This is a genomic window from Gemmatimonadota bacterium, assembly GCA_009692115.1.
In the GTDB taxonomy this organism is placed as follows: domain Bacteria; phylum Gemmatimonadota; class Gemmatimonadetes; order Gemmatimonadales; family GWC2-71-9; genus SHZU01.
On sequence record SHZU01000012.1, the window covers coordinates 24,585 to 40,776 of the forward strand.

Consider the following 16,192-nt stretch of genomic DNA (forward strand, 5'->3'; position numbering starts at 1 on the left):
GATCGAGTCCTACACCCGGAGAATGAGAATGGTCCGGTCGTCCGACGGGGTCCTGGCAAAGCGGTCCACCAGATCCATCACGGCCGTGACGATCATCTCGGGGTGCTCAGCCCGCCGGGCCCGGATCACCTCGAGGATCCGCCACTCGCCGAACCGCTCGCCCCGCTCGTTGGCCGCGTCGGTCAACCCGTCGGTCCAGACGCAGAGGAGATCCTCGCCGGGGACCCACGGCACCTCGACCGAGCCGATCGGGGCCGGGCTCAGGCCTAACGGCGGCGCGGTGGCCTCCAGCCGCCGGGGCAGTCCATTGGCCGGGATCCGGAACGCGTGCGGATGCCCGGCGTTGGCAAAGGTCAAGAGTTCGCGAGCCGGATCGATCCGAGCGAAGAACACGGTGAGGTAGTGCTCGGACTCCGCCAGATTCTCGGCCAGGGTGTCCTTGAGAGCGGCCAGGACCGACGCGGGCTCGGCGCTCGCGGCCACGTGAATGCCCGCGGCCGCCACCGCCGAGGCCATCAGGAGCGCGGCGGCAAACCCGTGGGTGCTCACGTCGCCGACCATCACCGCCACCCCGCCCTGCCCCAGTCGGCTAAAGGTGTAGAAATCGCCCCCGACCGATTCGAGCGGGAGACACCGGACGCCGACATCACCGATGCCAGCCAACACCAGGGGTTTCGGGAGGAGGCTCTGCTGGAGGCGGGAGGCCAGTTCCAACTCCCGCTCGAGCCGCTCCTGGTGCCGTTCCCGCTCCACCAACCGGGCATTTTCGAGCGCGGCGCCGATCTGGTTGGCAATGGCCATCACCAGCTTCCGGTCGGTCGCACCGAACCGGTCGCCGCCGACCCGGTCGGTCAGGTTGACCACCCCGATACATCGCGAGGGCGCCCCGGGGGCCGCATAACAAATCGGGACACTCATGAAGGCGGAGCCTTGATAACCGCGCTCTTCCTTCCCGACGGAGACCAACACGGCATCGAGCGGATCGCCGATCAGGGCCCGCTGGTCCCGGAACACCCGAGCGGCCACCGAGTGGGGATCGTCGAGATCGATCAAACCGGCCCGGCCGAGCGGAATCCCGAGGGATGCCACCGTTCGAAGCACCCGGCTCCCTTCGTCGTGCACCACGATCGATGCCCGCCGAGCCCCGACCACGCTGCTCACGGCGCGGACGATGATTTGAGCCGCCTTCTCGAGCCGCACGGTCTGACCGAGAATTTCGCTGATGGTGTAGAGGAGGTCGATTTCTTCGTAGCGGCTCGCGAGTTCTTGCGTCAGGCGGGCCACTTCCCGTTCGACCCGCAGCAGGTGGCCGACGATTTCGAGCACCGTGGCCGTCCGCCCCGAGGCGCCCGCGGGGCCGGAATCGCCCTCGAGCCACAAACCAGCCTCATCGGCCACCGGCGCGAACCAGCGGGGCCCGTCCGGCGTGAGGACCAAACCGGCGGCCGCCGGCAGGCCCGGCGTCCAGCCCGGATCCGCCCCGTGCACCAGACAGGCTGCCTGGGCCTCGGTCATCCAGAGCCGATCGGGCCAGACGGTGGTTCCGTCGAGCGCGTCGAGCACCGGCTTGAGCCGCCTCAGCAGCGCGGCAGCGTCATCCAGATGGTATTCCCCTGGTCGTTGAACTCGACTTGGTCGGCAAGCTGGTTGATGATGAAGAGGCCGCGGCCCCCGTCGTCTTCGAGATCTTCCGGCAAGGTTGAACAGGCCCGGCGGCCCGGCTCGCACCCGCATCCTTCGTCCCGGACCGACAACCGAATCACCGTCCGCGACACTTCGGCCCGAACCCAAACACACTTGCGGGGGTCTTCCAGGTTGCCGCGGAGGATGGCGTTGCTCAGGGCCTCGGCCAAGGTAACCCGAAGCCGGAACGCGGTCCGCTCGGAGGGCGGGCTCCCTTCGAAGCAATGGCGGGCCATCAGTTCGACCGCTTGCTCAACCTCGCCCACATCACTCGGCATGGCGAGGTCCACCGCCACCAGGTCGGTGGAGGCATCCAGCACTGAGCGTGAGACCGACAGACGGGACGGAGCCGGCACGATCAGAACGTCGCGAGGGCGTCGGCGACCGACGGGGCGATGACGAACAGGGTGTCGAGCTTCGTGAGCTCGAACAACGACTGGAGGTCGCTATTGAGTCCGGCCAAGCGCAGTTCGCCGCCGCTTTCCCGGACCTTCTTGGAAATCGTGACCAAGGCGCCCAGACCAGACGAATCGATGTAGGGCGTCCCGGAGCAATCAACCAGAAACTTCCGTTCCCCCGCTTCGAGCCCCTCCTGAATCAGGCCCTTGAGTTCCTGCCGGTTGCCGACGACGAGCTGGCCCTCGACCCGGATGACGGTGACACCTTGCCCGGCGGTCGATTTCTTGAAATTCATCTTGATTTCCATCGTTAGGCAGAGGCGGTTCCAGCGGCCGCGAGCGTCGCGACCGCCACGATATCGGCCGGCGACGCGCCCTCGGGCACGCCGGCCAGGGTCCAGGTCGAGCCGGGAAGCAGCGGGCCCCAGGTCCGAAGATCGGCGGCGTCCCGCAGCACCAACTCGGCCAAGTGGCCGGAGATCGGATCGGGGAATATCAGAACGTTGGGCCCAAACCGGAACCGCCCCGCCTCGGTGGCCCCCGAGTCCAGGGTCCAGTTCCACTCCACCGTGGCGGCAATGCCGGGCGCGAGCAGCCGAAACTCCGCCAGCGCGAGCTCGGCGTCGGCGTGGCTCGCATCCTGGCTCGGGGGGGCTACCAAGAAACCAACCCGGGATTGATCGCCGATGACCCGGGTCCGATGGTCCGACGCCTGGAGGGCGAGCCGCGCCACCATCTTGGCGTCGAGCGGCCCGGCGGAGTCGGGAATGACGAGCGTGAGGAGCCGCCGGTCGGTCGTGAGCAGGTAGGAGAGGTGGCCCCGTCCGGCCGTGCCCCGTTCCGGCCCCCGAAGCCATCGGCCCGCTTCCTCCAACGCATCGAGTGGGATGGCCGTCCCACCCAAACAGACGTCGGCATCACCGCCGGCGGTCAGGCCGATCGCGAACAACAGGGGGTTGGTGGCCAGGTCGAGGGCATGAATGCCGTCCCGAACCCGCTCGGGCCACCGGTCTCGCAGTGCCGCGGCCACCCGCCCGAGCCTCGGATCGCTGTCCGGGATGATGCCCCCGTCGCCGACGATCGTGACGACGGCCGTCCCGTCGGCGGCCAGGAGGGCCGCCGCGGACTCCAGCGATCCGTCGCCCTGGCCGATCATCACGATCCGAATGCCCCGTCCGCGGGCCCGGCTCTGGACTTCATCGAAATGATTCATCGGGCAAACCGTTTGACCAGGGCCGCGGCCACTGCCGGATCGACGAGCGGGCTGACATCACCGCCGAACCGGGCCACCTCCCGGGCCAGGCTGGCGCTGACATAGGTCAGGTCCGATGCCGGAGCCAAGAACACAGTTTCGAGGCCGGACCACAATTGGCGGTTCATCAGCGCCATTTGGAGCTCGTACTCGAAGTCGCCGGCGGTCCGGAGGCCCCGAACGACGAATCCGGCGCCGATCCGGCGGGCGTAGTCCGCCAGGAGCCCCTCGAAATGGGCAAACTCCACGCCGGGCACCTCTCCCACGGTTTGGCGGAGCAGGTCGAGTCGTTCCTCGACCGAGAACAACGGCTGCTTGGCCGGATTGACCGCGATGGCCACCACGACCCGGTCGGCCAACCGGGCGGCTCGGCGGATCAGATCGTGATGGCCCTTCGTCGGGGGATCGAAGGATCCTGGATACAGGGCAATCCGGCTCATAGCCCACCAAGGAAAGTCACCGCGGTGTCTCCATAAACTCGGGTCTCGTCCCCGTTCACTGGTTCGGTCTTCCGGTGTTCGATGCAGAGCAGCGTCGCAAACGGGGCCTCGCGAAACGATTGGGCCAGTCGCTCGGCCAGCCCAAGCCCGTACGGCGGGTCGGCGAGCGCCAGATCAAACCGGACCGTCGGTGGCCCCGCCACGAATCGCAGCGCATCTTGCCGAACGACCTCGGTCCGATCGGCGAGACCTAACGCCGCGATGTTGGCCCGAATGGCCGCCAACGACCGCTGATTGAGATCTACGAAGGTGGCGGTACTGGCGCCCCGAGACAATGCTTCGATGCCAAGCGCCCCGCTCCCCGCGAACAGATCGACCACCGTGGCCCCCTCGACTTGGGCCCCGAGGATACTGAACCACGCCTCCCGCACCCGGTCGGCCGTGGGCCGGACCCGGTCGTCGGCCGGCACCGTCAGCCGCCGTCCACCGAACTCCCCGGCAATGACCCGGGTCACACCGCGGAGACGGCCGCGGGTGCGAGCCCGACCAAACGGGCCTGGAGGCTGGTCCGGCCCCGGAACTCGTTCCGTTCGAGCCGAAAAGCGGCATCGACCGAATCGGTGCTATTGAGCCATTGGACCCGATCGGCAAACTGAAAGCCGATGGCGGCCAGACCTCCGGCGTCATCTTTGAGCGTACCCCGGAGATGCTCGCTTTTTTGTCCCACATAGCTCCAGTCGACCAGCCGGGCATCCCGGGCCAGAAACACCGGACCGGGGTTCCCCATCCCACAGGGTTCGAGGTGCCGGCAGAGCCGCTCCAACTCTTCGGACGCCTCGCCTAATCCGAGCTCGAGATCGACCCGCTGCTCGGGGCCCAGCGTGGCGGGATCGAGTTGCTTGGCGCAGACCTCGGCAAACCGGGCCCGAAACGCGTCCAACCGGTCGCGCCGAACGGTAACCCCCGCGGCCATCCGGTGTCCCCCAAACCGCTCCAGCAAATCCGCACATTCACCGAGGGCGCCGTGGAGGTCGAAACGACTGATGCTCCGCCCGGAGCCTTTCCCGGTGTCGCCGGAGAGGCCGATCAAGAACGCCGGCCGGCCAAACCGCTCCACGACCCGCGAAGCCACGATGCCGACGACCCCCGGGTGCCACTCATCGGAGGCCAACACCAACCCGGCCGTCCGGTCGAGATCCATGGTGTGCTCGATATGGTCGATGGCCTGCTCGAGAATCCGCTGGTCGAGGGCTTGGCGTTCGACATTCAACTCTTCGAGACGCCGGGCCATTTGGGCGGCCTCCTCCGCCGAGTCCGAGAGCAGGAGTCGAAGGCCGTCGGCGGCATCACCGATTCGGCCGGCCGCGTTCAGCCGGGGCCCCAGGATGAATCCGACTTGGGAGGCCCGGACCTCGCCGGTGATGCCGGCCACCGTCATCAGGGCGCGGAGCCCCGGCCACCGCGAGGTGGCCAGCAATTTGAGCCCGTGGCGAACCAAAATCCGATTCTCGCCGACCAGGGGCACCACGTCGGCCACGGTGGCCACCGCGGCATAGTCGAGGAAATGGAACGCCAGCGAGGCCGGCAGACCTAACGCTCGGGCCACGGCCTGCACCAGCTTGAACGCAATCCCGGAGCCGCAGAGCGAACCGAGCCCCGAGGTGTCATCGGGTCGCTGCGGATCGACGATCGCGTTGGCGGGCGGCGCTTCGGGTCCCAATAAGTGGTGGTCCGTGACGACCACATCGAGACCGGCCGCCCGGGCCGCGCGGATCGTGTCGACGGCCGTAATCCCGCAGTCGCAGGTGACGACGAGCCGGGCGCCGATCGCCACGGCCTTGGCCAAACCGGCGGGGCCGAAGTCGTAGCCGTGCTCCATCCGATGGGGGACAAACCCTTCGACGTCGGCGCCGGCCGCTCGCAATCCGCGGGTCAGCAAGGCCGCCGCGCATTGTCCGTCGACGTCGTAGTCGCCATGAACCAAGATCCGGTTGCCGGTCTTGATGTGGCGGACGATGGTCTCGACGGCTTCGGCCATCCCCGCCAGGGCGAGCGGGTCGGTCAGCCGGTCGAGGTCGGGACGGAGGAACGCCTTGGCGGCCTCCGGGGTCGTGTGACCGCGCTGGACCAGCAATCGCGCCAACGGCGGCGGGACCTTAATGGCCTCCGCCAATCGGCCGGCCGCCTCCGGATCAGGCGTGGCCTGCACGATCCACCGCGGCGGGAGTTGCCTCAACCTTCGAACTCCTCGGCGTAGAGAATGACCCCGCACGCTTCACAATCGTCGAGCAGGATCCCGGCCCGAATCTGGGTCCGCCGGTTCCGCGGCACCGAGGTATAACAGGCGCCGCAGGCCTCGCCCCGGAGGGCGACCACCACCGCCACGGTGCGCGCCGACCGGAGCCGGTCGTACCGCGCCCGAACGACCTTCTCGATCACGGCGGCGCTTCCCTCCCGGGCGGCCTTGGCGGCGTCGCGTTCCACTTCGATCGACGACCGCTCGGTGGCCAACCGCTCCCGATCCGCCACCTGCGCCACTTCCAACGCCGCCACCCGCTCTTCGACGGCTTTCAAGCTCCGCTCGAGATCGTGGACGCCCTCCGCGGTCCGAACCCAGTCGCCTTCCTCTTTCGCGAGAACCGAGCGGGCCATCTCGACTTCCGTCATGACCGCCTGGGCCTCCCGGGCTCCCTTGGCGGACTCGAGCCGTTGCCGGCGCTTGTCCTGGATCGACCGGAAGCCCTCGATCCGCGTTTCCAGATCCTCCTGCTTCTTGACCCCGTCATCCAGGCGCTTTCGCGCCGACGCGATGTCGCGCTGGCCGGCCTCGAGGTCGGTGTCGAGGCGCGCCACCTCGTCGAGAATCGCCTTGAGGCGAACATCGGCGTCGAGCAGCGTGAGGTCTTTGGTCTGCAGATCGAGCAGTTTTGCAAGTTCAGCGTGCATTGAGTTCATCCACGGGATCGGGGTTTGGTCGTTTGCTTCTGCCAGTACATCCGTTGTTTCGCTTCGGGGGACAACTGCGAGAGCGAATCCCGGCGAGCCACGACATCGGACCCGGGGGGAAGCGACCGCAGGGTATCTCGTTCGTCGAGGCGGGTCACCGCCGCCGCATAAATGCCGTCTTCGTCGAGGCCCGCTTCGACCTCATCCTCCTGCAACCGTTGCCATGCCGCGAGCGCGGCCGGTGACAGCCGGGGCGTCGCTTCCAGCGGGGCCGACCCCGGGGGCAGCGCGAGCAGCGCCTCATAGATTTCCCGGAACGTCGGAACCTCGAACCGGACCGCCGGGACTTCCTCCCGTGCCCGATCGAGCCATGCTTGCTTGTGCACCACCAACCGGAGCAAATCGGCCTCGGTCCGCGCCCCGACCCGCCGCCGCTCCACCGACGGCCGAGGCACCCGTTGCTGGTCGAGGCGCACCGGTTCGGCGGCCGCAGGCGGCCGAAACGGCAGCGGCGCTGGGGCCGCTAGTTCATGTTCCAGCACCGCCCGAGTCAGTCCCACCCGCTCGGCGACCCGCGCGATGTAGAGGTCGCGGGCAATCGGATCGCTGGCGGCACGGACCGTTGAGAGCAGCCGGTCGAGCGCGTCGCGACGGCCCTCGACGCCCTCGAACCGGCCCTTCCGCTCGAGCAACTGAATCTTCCGCTCCAGCACATCGACCGCGTGTTCCAGAATCGGCGTCAGGGCCGCGGCCCCGCCCTTCCGGACCAAGCTGTCGGGGTCCTCGGCCGGCGGCAACGTGGCCACCTTGACCCGGAGCCCATGCCGGAGGCACTCATCGCCGGTCCGGAACGTGGCCTTGAGGCCCGGCCCGTCGGAGTCGTACAACAGCACCACCAGCGGCGCAAACCGCTTGAGCAAGGCCGCCTGGTCGGAGGTCAGGGCCGTGCCTAACGGGGCGATCACGTGTTCAATGCCGGCCGCGTAGAGCCGAAGGGCATCGAAGTACCCTTCGACCAGGATGACCTGCCCTTCCTTCCGGATCGCCCCCTTGGCCAGATGCAGGTTGTAGAGGGTGTTGCCCTTGTGGAAGATCGGCGACTCCGGGGAATTGAGATACTTCGGCTCGCCCGAGCCCAGAATCCGCCCGCCAAACGCCACCACCCGGCCCCGCTGGTCCTTGATTGGAAAAAGCAGCCGGCCCCGAAACCGCGGATTGACCGTTCCATCGTCTCGCTTGACCAGCAAGCCCACGTCGAGCAGGAGCCGTTCGTCGAGCCCGATCTGTTTCATGGCCGCCGCGAACGACCGATCCGTCGGCGCATACCCAAGGCCCCATTCGGCCGCCACCGGCAACGGAATGTCTCGCGACTCGAGATACCGCCGAGCGTGATCGGCATCGGCTCCGTCGCGGAGCCGGGCCGCAAACCATTCCTCGGCCACGCCCATGGCTCCGTAGAGCGGCTCGCGGGGATCCGGCCCTTCGCGGGCGCCCCGCTCCGGGATGGTGATTCCGACCCGCCGCGCCACGTCCTTCACCGCGGTCGGATAGTCCATCCCGAACCGCTTCATCAAATAGGTGAACACGTCGCCCGCGGCATGGCACACGTAGCAGTAGTACAGCCCTTTTTTCGGCACCACCGCGAAGTTCCGGTGAGTCCCGCCGTGGAACGGACAGGGCCCCCGCCAGTCGGACCCGGCCCGCTTGAGGGCCACCGACTCGCCGACGATGTCGATCAAGTTCGCCGAATCGCGAACCTGCTCGATCAACTCGTCCGGGATCATTCAGACCGCTCCAAATTCAACGATGGTGACTCCGGTCCCGCCCTGGTTACGAGGAGCAAACTCGAACTTGGCCACCCGCCGATCGGCCTTGAGCGCCTGGCGAACCCGGTCACGAACCACCCCGGTCCCCATCCCATGGATGATCCGAAGGTACGGATTCTCCGCCAGAATCGCGGCGTCGAGCGCGGCCGTGGTCACGGTCACGGCCTCGTCCCCCCGCATGCCCCGAAGATCGATCTCAAAGGACGCCGCTGTGGCCTGAAAATCCGGCGGTGGCGACTTGGGCCGAGCGGCCGGCCCGCCTCCGGCCACCGGCGTCAGATCAGCGACCGGCACGACCAGCTTGACCGAACCTAGTGCCACGACCGCTTTGGCGTCGTGTCGAACTTCGAGCACGGTCCCGGTGCCCCCGGCCCCGAGTCGAACCCGCTGGCCCGCTTTCACCGTGGCCCCGGGGTCAACCTCATCGACCTCGGGGTGATCCACCGCTTCGATGGCCGCGCGTTTGGACACCACGGCTTCTTCGATGATCCGGCGAACGCCGCGCGCTTTGGCCGAGTCGACCGCCCCCGCTGCGGCTCGCAACGCCGCCTCGACCGTGCTCCTGGCCTCGAGCAAATGCCGCCGGGCCTCTTGGCGCCCGATCCGTTCGGCCTCGCGTTCCCGCCGCCGGAGCTCCTTTTCCCGGAGCGCCTGCGCTTCCCCGATGGCTTCGGCGTTGGCCTCGCGGGCCGACACGTCGAGGTCGCGGACGGACAGGTCGGCTTCCCGCTTCTCCTGCTCGCGCGCCCGGGTCTCGACGTGGGCCAGCAATTCGTCGAGGGCCCGTTCCTGGGCCGGCACCGACTGCTCGGCCTCCGCCAAGACCGTGGCATCGACCCCCAGCCGGCGGGCGATGGCCAGGCCATAGGAACGACCCGGCACACCTTTTCGAAATCGGAAGGTCGGTTTCAACTGGTCGGCGTCGAACTCGAGCGACCCGTTCACCACGCCGGGCACGTCACCCGCCAGGGTCTTGAGCGAACCCAAGTGGGTGGTCACGATGGTCCGGGCCCCGCGCCTGGTCAGCGCCCGGAGCGACGCCGCCGCCAACGCGCCCCCTTCGGCTGGGTCGGTGCCACTCCCGATCTCATCCATCAGCACCAACGTTGCCGGGCCGGCCTCGGTCAGGATCTCGCGGAGCGACACGACGTGGGCGCTGAAGGTCGACAAGTCGGCGGCGATCGACTGATGATCTCCGATGTCGGCAAAGACGGCGGTCATGACCGGCAACGCCGTGCCCGGTCCGACCGGTGGCACGATGCCCGATTGGGTCAGCAACACCGCCAAACCCGCCGTCTTGATCAGGACGGTCTTCCCGCCCGCGTTCGGACCACTGATCAGCAAGGTCCGTTCGGAGGCTGCGAGGGAAAGGTCAAAGGGAACCACCGCCAAGCCCCGATCGATCAACAGCGGATGGCGGGCTTGGCGGAGCACCAACGCATCGCCGCCGACCTTGGGCACCGTGGCCCGGACCGCATGGGCGTAGCGGACCCGCGCCACCACATCATCGCCCGCCACGCACATTTCATGGGCGGCATCGATCAGCTCGGCGGCCGGCCGAATCAAATCAGTCAGCTCTCGAAGCACTTTGAGCAGTTCCCGCTCCGCATCGACAATGGCCCCGCGGAGCGCATTGCCGAACTCGATCGCGGCCGTCGGCTCGACGAACAGGGTGCCCTGACTGGCCGACTCGTCGTGGACGATACCTTCGGGCCGGGAGCGCGAGTCGCGGCGGACCGGAATGACGTACCGGTCGCTTCGGACCGTGACTTGAGCCCCGGCGGGAACCGCATGGGGATCGGCCCCCCGGAGCACGAGCTCGAGTTTCTTGATCAGACGGTCGCGGGCGGCGTGGATTTCGCGCCGGGCACGAAACAGTCCGGGGCTTGCCGTGTCGAGGACTTCGCCTTGGTCGTTGATCGCCGCCACCAACCGCTGATCGAGGGCTCGATCCGGCAAGGGCACCAGCGAGGCCGCCATGGCCGGCGCCTCCTCGGCCACCCGCTTGATCTCGCCGGCGGCGACCCGCGCCGCCGAAAGGGTCTGCTTGACCAACGCCAGTTCCCAGCCGTCCAGCACGCTCCCGGCCACCCGGAGCCGGGCGATGACCGGCCCAAGATCGGGAACCGGTGGAATATCGAGTTGTTCGCCCCGGCCCCAGAGGGTCAGCAACTCGGCGACCGGGGCCAACGCGTGTTCGATTTCGAAGGCGGCAGCCGACGGCCGGCGATGCCGAATCCGCTCGGCGCCGAGCGGCCCGCGGGCGTGGACCGCAACCACGTCGAGGGCCCGAAAAAACTCCAGCGCGTCGTTGGTTGGGGTGGAAACCGCCGCTGGAAATTGGAACGGGGTGCCGACGCTTTCTCGCGCCTGCACCCCGGTTCGGTCCTGCCGGACAACTTCCTCAGTCACGTGCGATTTCGGAGCGTCATGAGCCACAATCTAGAGGGGCCTCAGCCCGGGGGCCAGCCCAATCGGCGGCCGCCCAACAAATGGACATGGACGTGTCCCACCGACTGGCCTCCGTCCCGCCCGGTATTGATCACCAGCCGGTAGCCGCCCTCGTCCAGGCCGAGTTGCTTGGCCACCTGGACCGCCAGACGAAGACACCGGCCACCGGCCCGCTCACCGGCATCGGAATCAGCATCCGACATGCCCCCGATATGGGTGACCGGAATCACCAACACGTGGGTCGGGGCCTGCGGCTTGAGATCCCGAAATGCGAGGGCGTCCTCATTTCGGGCCAGGATCGTGGCCGGAATTTCCCCGGTGGCAATCCGGCAGAAGATGCAGTCGGTCATCCTGGTTCCTTTCGTCCAAGGCCCGCGATCGTCGCCGCCGCGATCGCGGCGGTCTCGAAGCGGAGGATCCGGCCCCCGAGAGCCGCCGGCACGAAGCCGGCCGCGCGGGCCCCATCACACTCGGTCGCGGTCAGGCCGCCCTCGGGCCCGACCACGATCGCCACCGACCGGTCGGGAGCGGCCGTCTTGAGGTCGGCGCCGCTCGGGTCGGCCAGCCAACGGTCGGTCGCGGTCACCGCGGCGAGAGCGGCCTGGAGACCCGTGACCCGCCAAATCCGGAGCCCCCACGCGCCACCGGATTGCTTCAACGCTTCCGCCGCCCTGAGTTCCAGTCGCCCCCGATGTTCGTCGCGGACCCGGGAGGCCACGTGCCGGCTCCGCTCGGTATCGAGCGGCACCACCTCCGTGACGCCGAGCTCGACGGCTTTTTCTATCAGCCAGGCAAATCGGTCTTTGTCTCCGCCGCCGACCAGCAGGATCAAGTCCGCCGGTACCGGCACCGAGCGGACCCGATCGAGGGCCACCTGCCATCCCTTCCCTTGCGCCACGAGCCGCCCGGTCCCGATCCGGCCCCGGCCGTCGAGTACTTCAGCCGGGTCGCCGTCGGCGGCCCGCCGAACCCGAAGATGATGCGCCTCGTCGTCGTCGAGGGTAACCACGCGGGACGAATCCGCCAGCGATTCCGGCGCCAGGACCCGGATCACCGGCTCACCGGGTCCGGCGGGCCGCCACCGACCACCAGCCTTCGTCGACCACCTGGCCGATCTCGCTGAAGCCCGCGGCCGTGAGCGAAGGCCGGAACAAATCGGCCTCCGGGGTTTCCATCCCAGCAAAAATCGCGACCCCACCGAGACGAAGTGACCGGGTGATCGGGTCGAGCAGCAGCTCGTTCACGTTCCGAAGAATATTGGACACCACCAGATCGACGGGCCCGGCCAGGGGACCGAGCACCGCCGCATCACCGGTGACGAACCGGACCCTACCGGCCACCAGATTCCGCTCGGCGTTGAAGTCGGCGATCGGGGCCGATTCATCGTCGACCTCTATGCCTAACGCTGCCCTAGCGCCGAGCTTGGCGGCCGCGATGGCCAGGATGCCGCTCCCGCTCCCGAGGTCGAGCACCGACCCGCCCGGCTCGAGCCACTGGTCGAGCAGGAACAGGGCGCCCCGGGTCGAGCCGTGCTCGCCGCTCCCGAACGCGGTCTCGGGATCGATGACCACCGTGCCCGGCCCGGGCTCCAGCAGCCACGACGGTCCGAGGCGGAGCCGGCCCACATGGCGAACCCCGAGGCCCTCCCGCCATCGGACGGTCCAGTCCGCCTGGTCCACCGGACTGGTGGCGAGCACCACCGACGCCCCGAACCGCTCCGCGATGGCGCCGGCCGCCACGGCGGCCGCGGATTCGTCGGCCGCGTAGCCGAGCACCGACCCGGCCCGCTCTTCGACCGCCTGCCCGGTGACCTCGGCCAAGGCATGCGCCACCACCTCGGGGTCGGCGCCGGCCATCCCGGCCTCGATCAGCCACCAGTTCATGCGCCGAGGGCTTCCTTCAACTTGGACCAGAAACTCCCGCTCTCGCGGGGGCGCTCGCCCTCGACCTTGGCGAGTTCCTGGAACAACTGCCGCTGGGCATCGGTGAGCGACTCCGGGGTCCACAACATGAGCCGGACATTGAGATCGCCGGTGGTGCTGTGACCGAGCCGGGGCAACCCCTTCCCCTTGATCCGAAGGACCGTGCCGGGCTGGACGCCGGCCGGCACGGTCAATTGTTCCTCGCCGTGCGGCGTCGGGATCGGGACGTCAGTGCCTAACGCCGCCTGCGAAAACGAGAGGAACAGATCGTACAAGAGATCGTCGCCGTTCCGCTCGAACCGGTCGTCCGGCTTCACCTCGATCATCACCAGCAAGTCGCCGCCCGGCCCGTTCCGGCGCCCGGCCGATCCCTGGCCTCGGAGCGTGATGTAATTGTTGTTCGATACCCCGGCCGGGATCTCGACCGCCACGGTCCGTTCGCCCCGGACCCGGCCCTCGCCCCGGCAGACTTCGCAGGGATCACTGATGATGGTCCCTTCGCCGTGGCAGGTGGGGCACGGGGTGACCTGGACGAACTGGCCGAACACGCTCCGGGTGGCCCGCTGGACCTGGCCGTTCCCCGCGCAGGTCGCGCACCGGGTGGGGCGGCTACCCTTGGAGCCCCCGCTTCCCTTGCAGGCCGTGCAGGCAATCGGCGTCTTCAATTTGACGTTCCGCTTGGTGCCGGTCGCGACCTCCAACAGCGAAAGCTTGGCCGTGATCCGCATGTCCTGCCCCCGGCGCGACTCCGCCGGGTCACCCCCGCCGCCGCCCCCGCCAAACAACGAGTCGAGGCCGCCCATGCCCCCGAAGTCGCGCATGAAGATGTTGAGCGCTTCGTTCAGATCCACATGGTGGAAGCCGCGGCCGTCGCGGGCCCCGCCGGCGCCACCGAGCCCGGCTTTGCCGTATCGGTCGTATGCGGCCCGCTTGTCGGCATCGCTCAAGACCTCATAGGCCTCGGCGATCTCCTTGAACTTGGCCTCGGCGTCCGGCTCACGGTTTCGGTCGGGATGGTACTGCATGGCCATCTTCCGATAGCCCTTCTTGATCTCATCCTCGGAGGCGTCCCGCGCCACACCGAGGAGATCGTAAAACTCACTCACGCCAACAATCCTTCCACTAATCGGCTGGTATGCTCGACCAACCCGATGATCTTGTCGTAGGGCATCCGAGTCGGGCCCATGACCCCGAGGACGCCGGTCAAATCGCCGCGCCGATAGGACGCGGTCACCAAGGTGAACTCGGCCAGCTTGGGATCGGCGTTTTCGGTGCCGATCGTAATCGTCAAACCGCGGCGGCGGTGGGATTCGAACGCGTTCCGCAGCGAATCCCGCCGCTCGGTCAGTTCGAGCAGCTCCCGCATCCGAATGTTCGACGCAAACTCGGGCTGGTCCGCGAGCGGTTGGGCGCTGCCCAATAGCACGGGACCGCCGTCCGGCGCGGTATCGAAGACGCCCTCACGCTCGGCGATGAATACGTTCAGCAGGCTGGTGGCCCGCCCCGAGCCATCGGCGTCCCGGAGCCGGTCGGCCACTGAAGCGCGGATCTCGCCTAACGGGAGACCCGCGAGCCGCTCATTGAGGAGCCGGGCCACGTGGTCGACCACTTCGGCGGCGAGGGCGCTCGGAATTTCGAGAAAGATCGTCCGGACGAAGCCGCTGCCCAGCGTCAGGACCACCAGCAGACGCTCCGCGCTGACCCGGACCAGTTCCAGCCGCTCCAGCACCACCCGGTCGAGCGCCGGGGCCACGGCCACGCCGAGTTCCTGGGTCAGCACCCCGAGCACCTGGGCGGCCCGGCGAAGGATTTCTTCGATGGCCCCCCCCCCCTGAACCAGGACGACCTCCGATTCGAGCAGCTCTCGTTCCTCGTAGCTCGGCGGGACATGGTGCATCAACCGATCGACGTACACCCGGTAAGCCAAATCGGTTGGAATGCGGCCACTCGAGGTGTGGGGGTGAAAGAGATAGCCGCGGGCCTCGAGTTCGCCCATCGTGTTCCGAACGGTGGCCGGAGAAACGCCGAGCTTGGAGCGGACCGCGACGGCCTGGCTCCCCGCCGGTTCGGCGGTTTCGATGTACAGCTGAATGATGGCGTCGAGAATCCGCGCCTCGCGGGCGGACAACTCTTCAACTCTCTGCATCACAGTAATTTAGGTCCCATCCACCTGACTTACCAAGGCGTCCAACCGGAGCCACCCCTCCACCGTCAAAACCACCCGACTGCCATCCCGACCGGCCCATCCGGCGGAAACCCACTGGTCCACGACCCCATCAGGCAGGGATGATGCCGGGAGGCCCTCCGTGGTTCGGAGCCCAAGATACCGACCTTCGAGCCGGACTTGGCGGTCGTCGAGGGCCTCCTCACCCGCCACCCCGCCCCCGGCCTCGACCGCCCGCCGGTAGCCCTCCCAATCCCGAACGTTCCACCAGCGCCGGCGGCCCTCGGCGCTGTGAGCGGAGGGGCCGAGCCCGAGATAGGTGGCCCGCCGCCAATAGGCCCAATTGTGGCGCGATTCCAACCCGGGCTTCCCGGCGTTCGAGACCTCATAATGGCCATACCCAGCCCCAATGAGCGCCTCATGGGCCTCGAGATATTCGTCCGCGGCCGGCGCTTCCTCGGTCGGCACCGCCTCGCCGCGGGCCACCCACCGCCCGAGCGGAGTCCGATCCTCAACGGTCAGGCCGTAGAGTGACAGGTGGCTCGGTTCGAGGGCGAGCCCCCGGTCGAGGTCGTCCCGCCACGATCGGCGGAGCGCCCGGGGCACCGCGTAGATCAGATCGATCGAGACGTTGGCGATCCCCGCCCGGCGGAGCGTGGTGATCGCGGCCGCCGGCCGTTCGGGCCCATGGGTCCTGTGCATCCATTCCAGCACCGCGGGCGCAAACGATTGGACCCCGAGCGAGACCCGGTTGACACCATGCCCGGCCCACGCGGCCGCCCGCTCCGGCGAGACGTCCTCGGGATTGGCCTCGAGCGTGATTTCCGCGGTCCCCGCGATCGAGCGATCCTGACGGATCGCCTGGATGACGGCGCCGATTGCGGCGGGATCCAGCAGCGAGGGCGTGCCGCCGCCGAAATAGATCGTCTCGATCGGCCCTTGGTCGGCCCACCACGGCGCCCCAAGCCACCGCCGCCATTCGGCCACCACCACCTCGGCAAACCGGCTCGACGGCACCTGTTTCCGGACCGCGATCGCAAAATCGCAGTACGAGCAACGGCGGGCGCAGAACGGGACGTGGACGTAGAGGTGCACGCCGGAAAATTTCGC

The 16,192-nt window shown here is 68.3% G+C and carries 15 protein-coding genes; all 15 read right to left on the bottom strand.

The window, feature by feature from the left end:
* Positions 1-9 precede the first annotated feature (9 nt).
* Complete coding sequence (locus tag EXR94_13165) at positions 10-1,563, bottom strand: GAF domain-containing protein (protein ID MSR03666.1); 1,554 nt, start codon at positions 1,561-1,563, stop codon at positions 10-12.
* 14 nt (positions 1,564-1,577) lie between these two features.
* Entirely contained in the window at positions 1,578-2,003 is a 426-nt protein-coding gene (locus tag EXR94_13170; GenBank protein ID MSR03667.1) for an ATP-binding protein, read from the bottom strand.
* Positions 2,004-2,041: 38 nt separating this feature from the next.
* The gene (locus tag EXR94_13175; protein ID MSR03668.1) at positions 2,042-2,938 is read right to left on the bottom strand and encodes an anti-sigma factor antagonist; all 897 of its coding nucleotides are present in this window, start codon (positions 2,936-2,938) and stop codon (positions 2,042-2,044) included.
* 352 nt (positions 2,939-3,290) lie between these two features.
* The gene (locus EXR94_13180; protein MSR03669.1) at positions 3,291-3,773 is read right to left on the bottom strand and encodes a pantetheine-phosphate adenylyltransferase; all 483 of its coding nucleotides are present in this window, start codon (positions 3,771-3,773) and stop codon (positions 3,291-3,293) included.
* Positions 3,770-4,288, bottom strand: coding sequence for a 16S rRNA (guanine(966)-N(2))-methyltransferase RsmD (gene rsmD, locus EXR94_13185; GenBank protein MSR03670.1), 519 nt, complete (start codon positions 4,286-4,288; stop codon positions 3,770-3,772). Before rsmD ends, EXR94_13180 begins: the two co-directional genes overlap by 4 nt.
* Positions 4,285-6,045: a single-stranded-DNA-specific exonuclease RecJ gene (gene recJ / locus EXR94_13190; protein ID MSR03671.1), complete on the bottom strand. Its 1,761-nt coding sequence runs from the start codon at positions 6,043-6,045 to the stop codon at positions 4,285-4,287. Before recJ ends, rsmD begins: the two co-directional genes overlap by 4 nt.
* Complete coding sequence (locus EXR94_13195; GenBank protein MSR03672.1) at positions 6,006-6,719, bottom strand: hypothetical protein; 714 nt, start codon at positions 6,717-6,719, stop codon at positions 6,006-6,008. Before EXR94_13195 ends, recJ begins: the two co-directional genes overlap by 40 nt.
* Positions 6,720-6,724: 5 nt before the next feature.
* The gene (gene dnaG / locus EXR94_13200; protein MSR03673.1) at positions 6,725-8,503 is read right to left on the bottom strand and encodes a DNA primase; all 1,779 of its coding nucleotides are present in this window, start codon (positions 8,501-8,503) and stop codon (positions 6,725-6,727) included.
* Positions 8,504-10,957, bottom strand: coding sequence for a hypothetical protein (locus tag EXR94_13205; GenBank protein ID MSR03674.1), 2,454 nt, complete (start codon positions 10,955-10,957; stop codon positions 8,504-8,506).
* Positions 10,958-10,998: 41 nt separating this feature from the next.
* Positions 10,999-11,346, bottom strand: coding sequence for a histidine triad nucleotide-binding protein (locus EXR94_13210; GenBank protein MSR03675.1), 348 nt, complete (start codon positions 11,344-11,346; stop codon positions 10,999-11,001).
* Positions 11,343-12,194 carry a 16S rRNA (uracil(1498)-N(3))-methyltransferase gene (locus EXR94_13215; protein MSR03676.1) on the bottom strand — a complete coding sequence of 284 codons (852 nt, stop codon included), beginning with the start codon at positions 12,192-12,194 and terminating at the stop codon, positions 11,343-11,345. Before EXR94_13215 ends, EXR94_13210 begins: the two co-directional genes overlap by 4 nt.
* Positions 12,055-12,879 (bottom strand): methyltransferase domain-containing protein, encoded by an 825-nt coding sequence (locus EXR94_13220; protein ID MSR03677.1) that lies wholly within the window; start codon positions 12,877-12,879, stop codon positions 12,055-12,057. Before EXR94_13220 ends, EXR94_13215 begins: the two co-directional genes overlap by 140 nt.
* The gene (gene dnaJ / locus EXR94_13225; protein ID MSR03678.1) at positions 12,876-14,045 is read right to left on the bottom strand and encodes a molecular chaperone DnaJ; all 1,170 of its coding nucleotides are present in this window, start codon (positions 14,043-14,045) and stop codon (positions 12,876-12,878) included. Before dnaJ ends, EXR94_13220 begins: the two co-directional genes overlap by 4 nt.
* Positions 14,021-15,064, bottom strand: coding sequence for a heat-inducible transcription repressor HrcA (gene hrcA / locus EXR94_13230; protein ID MSR03679.1), 1,044 nt, complete (start codon positions 15,062-15,064; stop codon positions 14,021-14,023). The genes dnaJ and hrcA overlap by 25 nt, the downstream gene beginning before the upstream one ends.
* A 9-nt stretch (positions 15,065-15,073) precedes the next feature.
* Positions 15,074-16,177 (bottom strand): radical SAM family heme chaperone HemW, encoded by a 1,104-nt coding sequence (gene hemW, locus EXR94_13235; GenBank protein ID MSR03680.1) that lies wholly within the window; start codon positions 16,175-16,177, stop codon positions 15,074-15,076.
* Between the last annotated feature and the right edge of the window lie 15 nt (positions 16,178-16,192).

What these genes read in the sequence shown, in the direction of transcription:
- EXR94_13175 (MSR03668.1), bottom strand. Translation starts at nt 2,938, where the DNA reads ATGGCTTCGGGGGCCGGAACGGGGCACGGCCGGACGGGGCCACCTCTC.
- EXR94_13180 (MSR03669.1), bottom strand. Translation starts at nt 3,773, where the DNA reads ATGAGCCGGATTGCCCTGTATCCAGGATCCTTCGATCCCCCGACGAAG.
- EXR94_13195 (MSR03672.1), bottom strand. Translation starts at nt 6,719, where the DNA reads ATGCACGCTGAACTTGCAAAACTGCTCGATCTGCAGACCAAAGACCTC.
- dnaG (MSR03673.1), bottom strand. Translation starts at nt 8,503, where the DNA reads ATGATCCCGGACGAGTTGATCGAGCAGGTTCGCGATTCGGCGAACTTG.
- EXR94_13210 (MSR03675.1), bottom strand. Translation starts at nt 11,346, where the DNA reads ATGACCGACTGCATCTTCTGCCGGATTGCCACCGGGGAAATTCCGGCC.
- EXR94_13220 (MSR03677.1), bottom strand. Translation starts at nt 12,879, where the DNA reads ATGAACTGGTGGCTGATCGAGGCCGGGATGGCCGGCGCCGACCCCGAG.
- hrcA (MSR03679.1), bottom strand. Translation starts at nt 15,064, where the DNA reads ATGCAGAGAGTTGAAGAGTTGTCCGCCCGCGAGGCGCGGATTCTCGAC.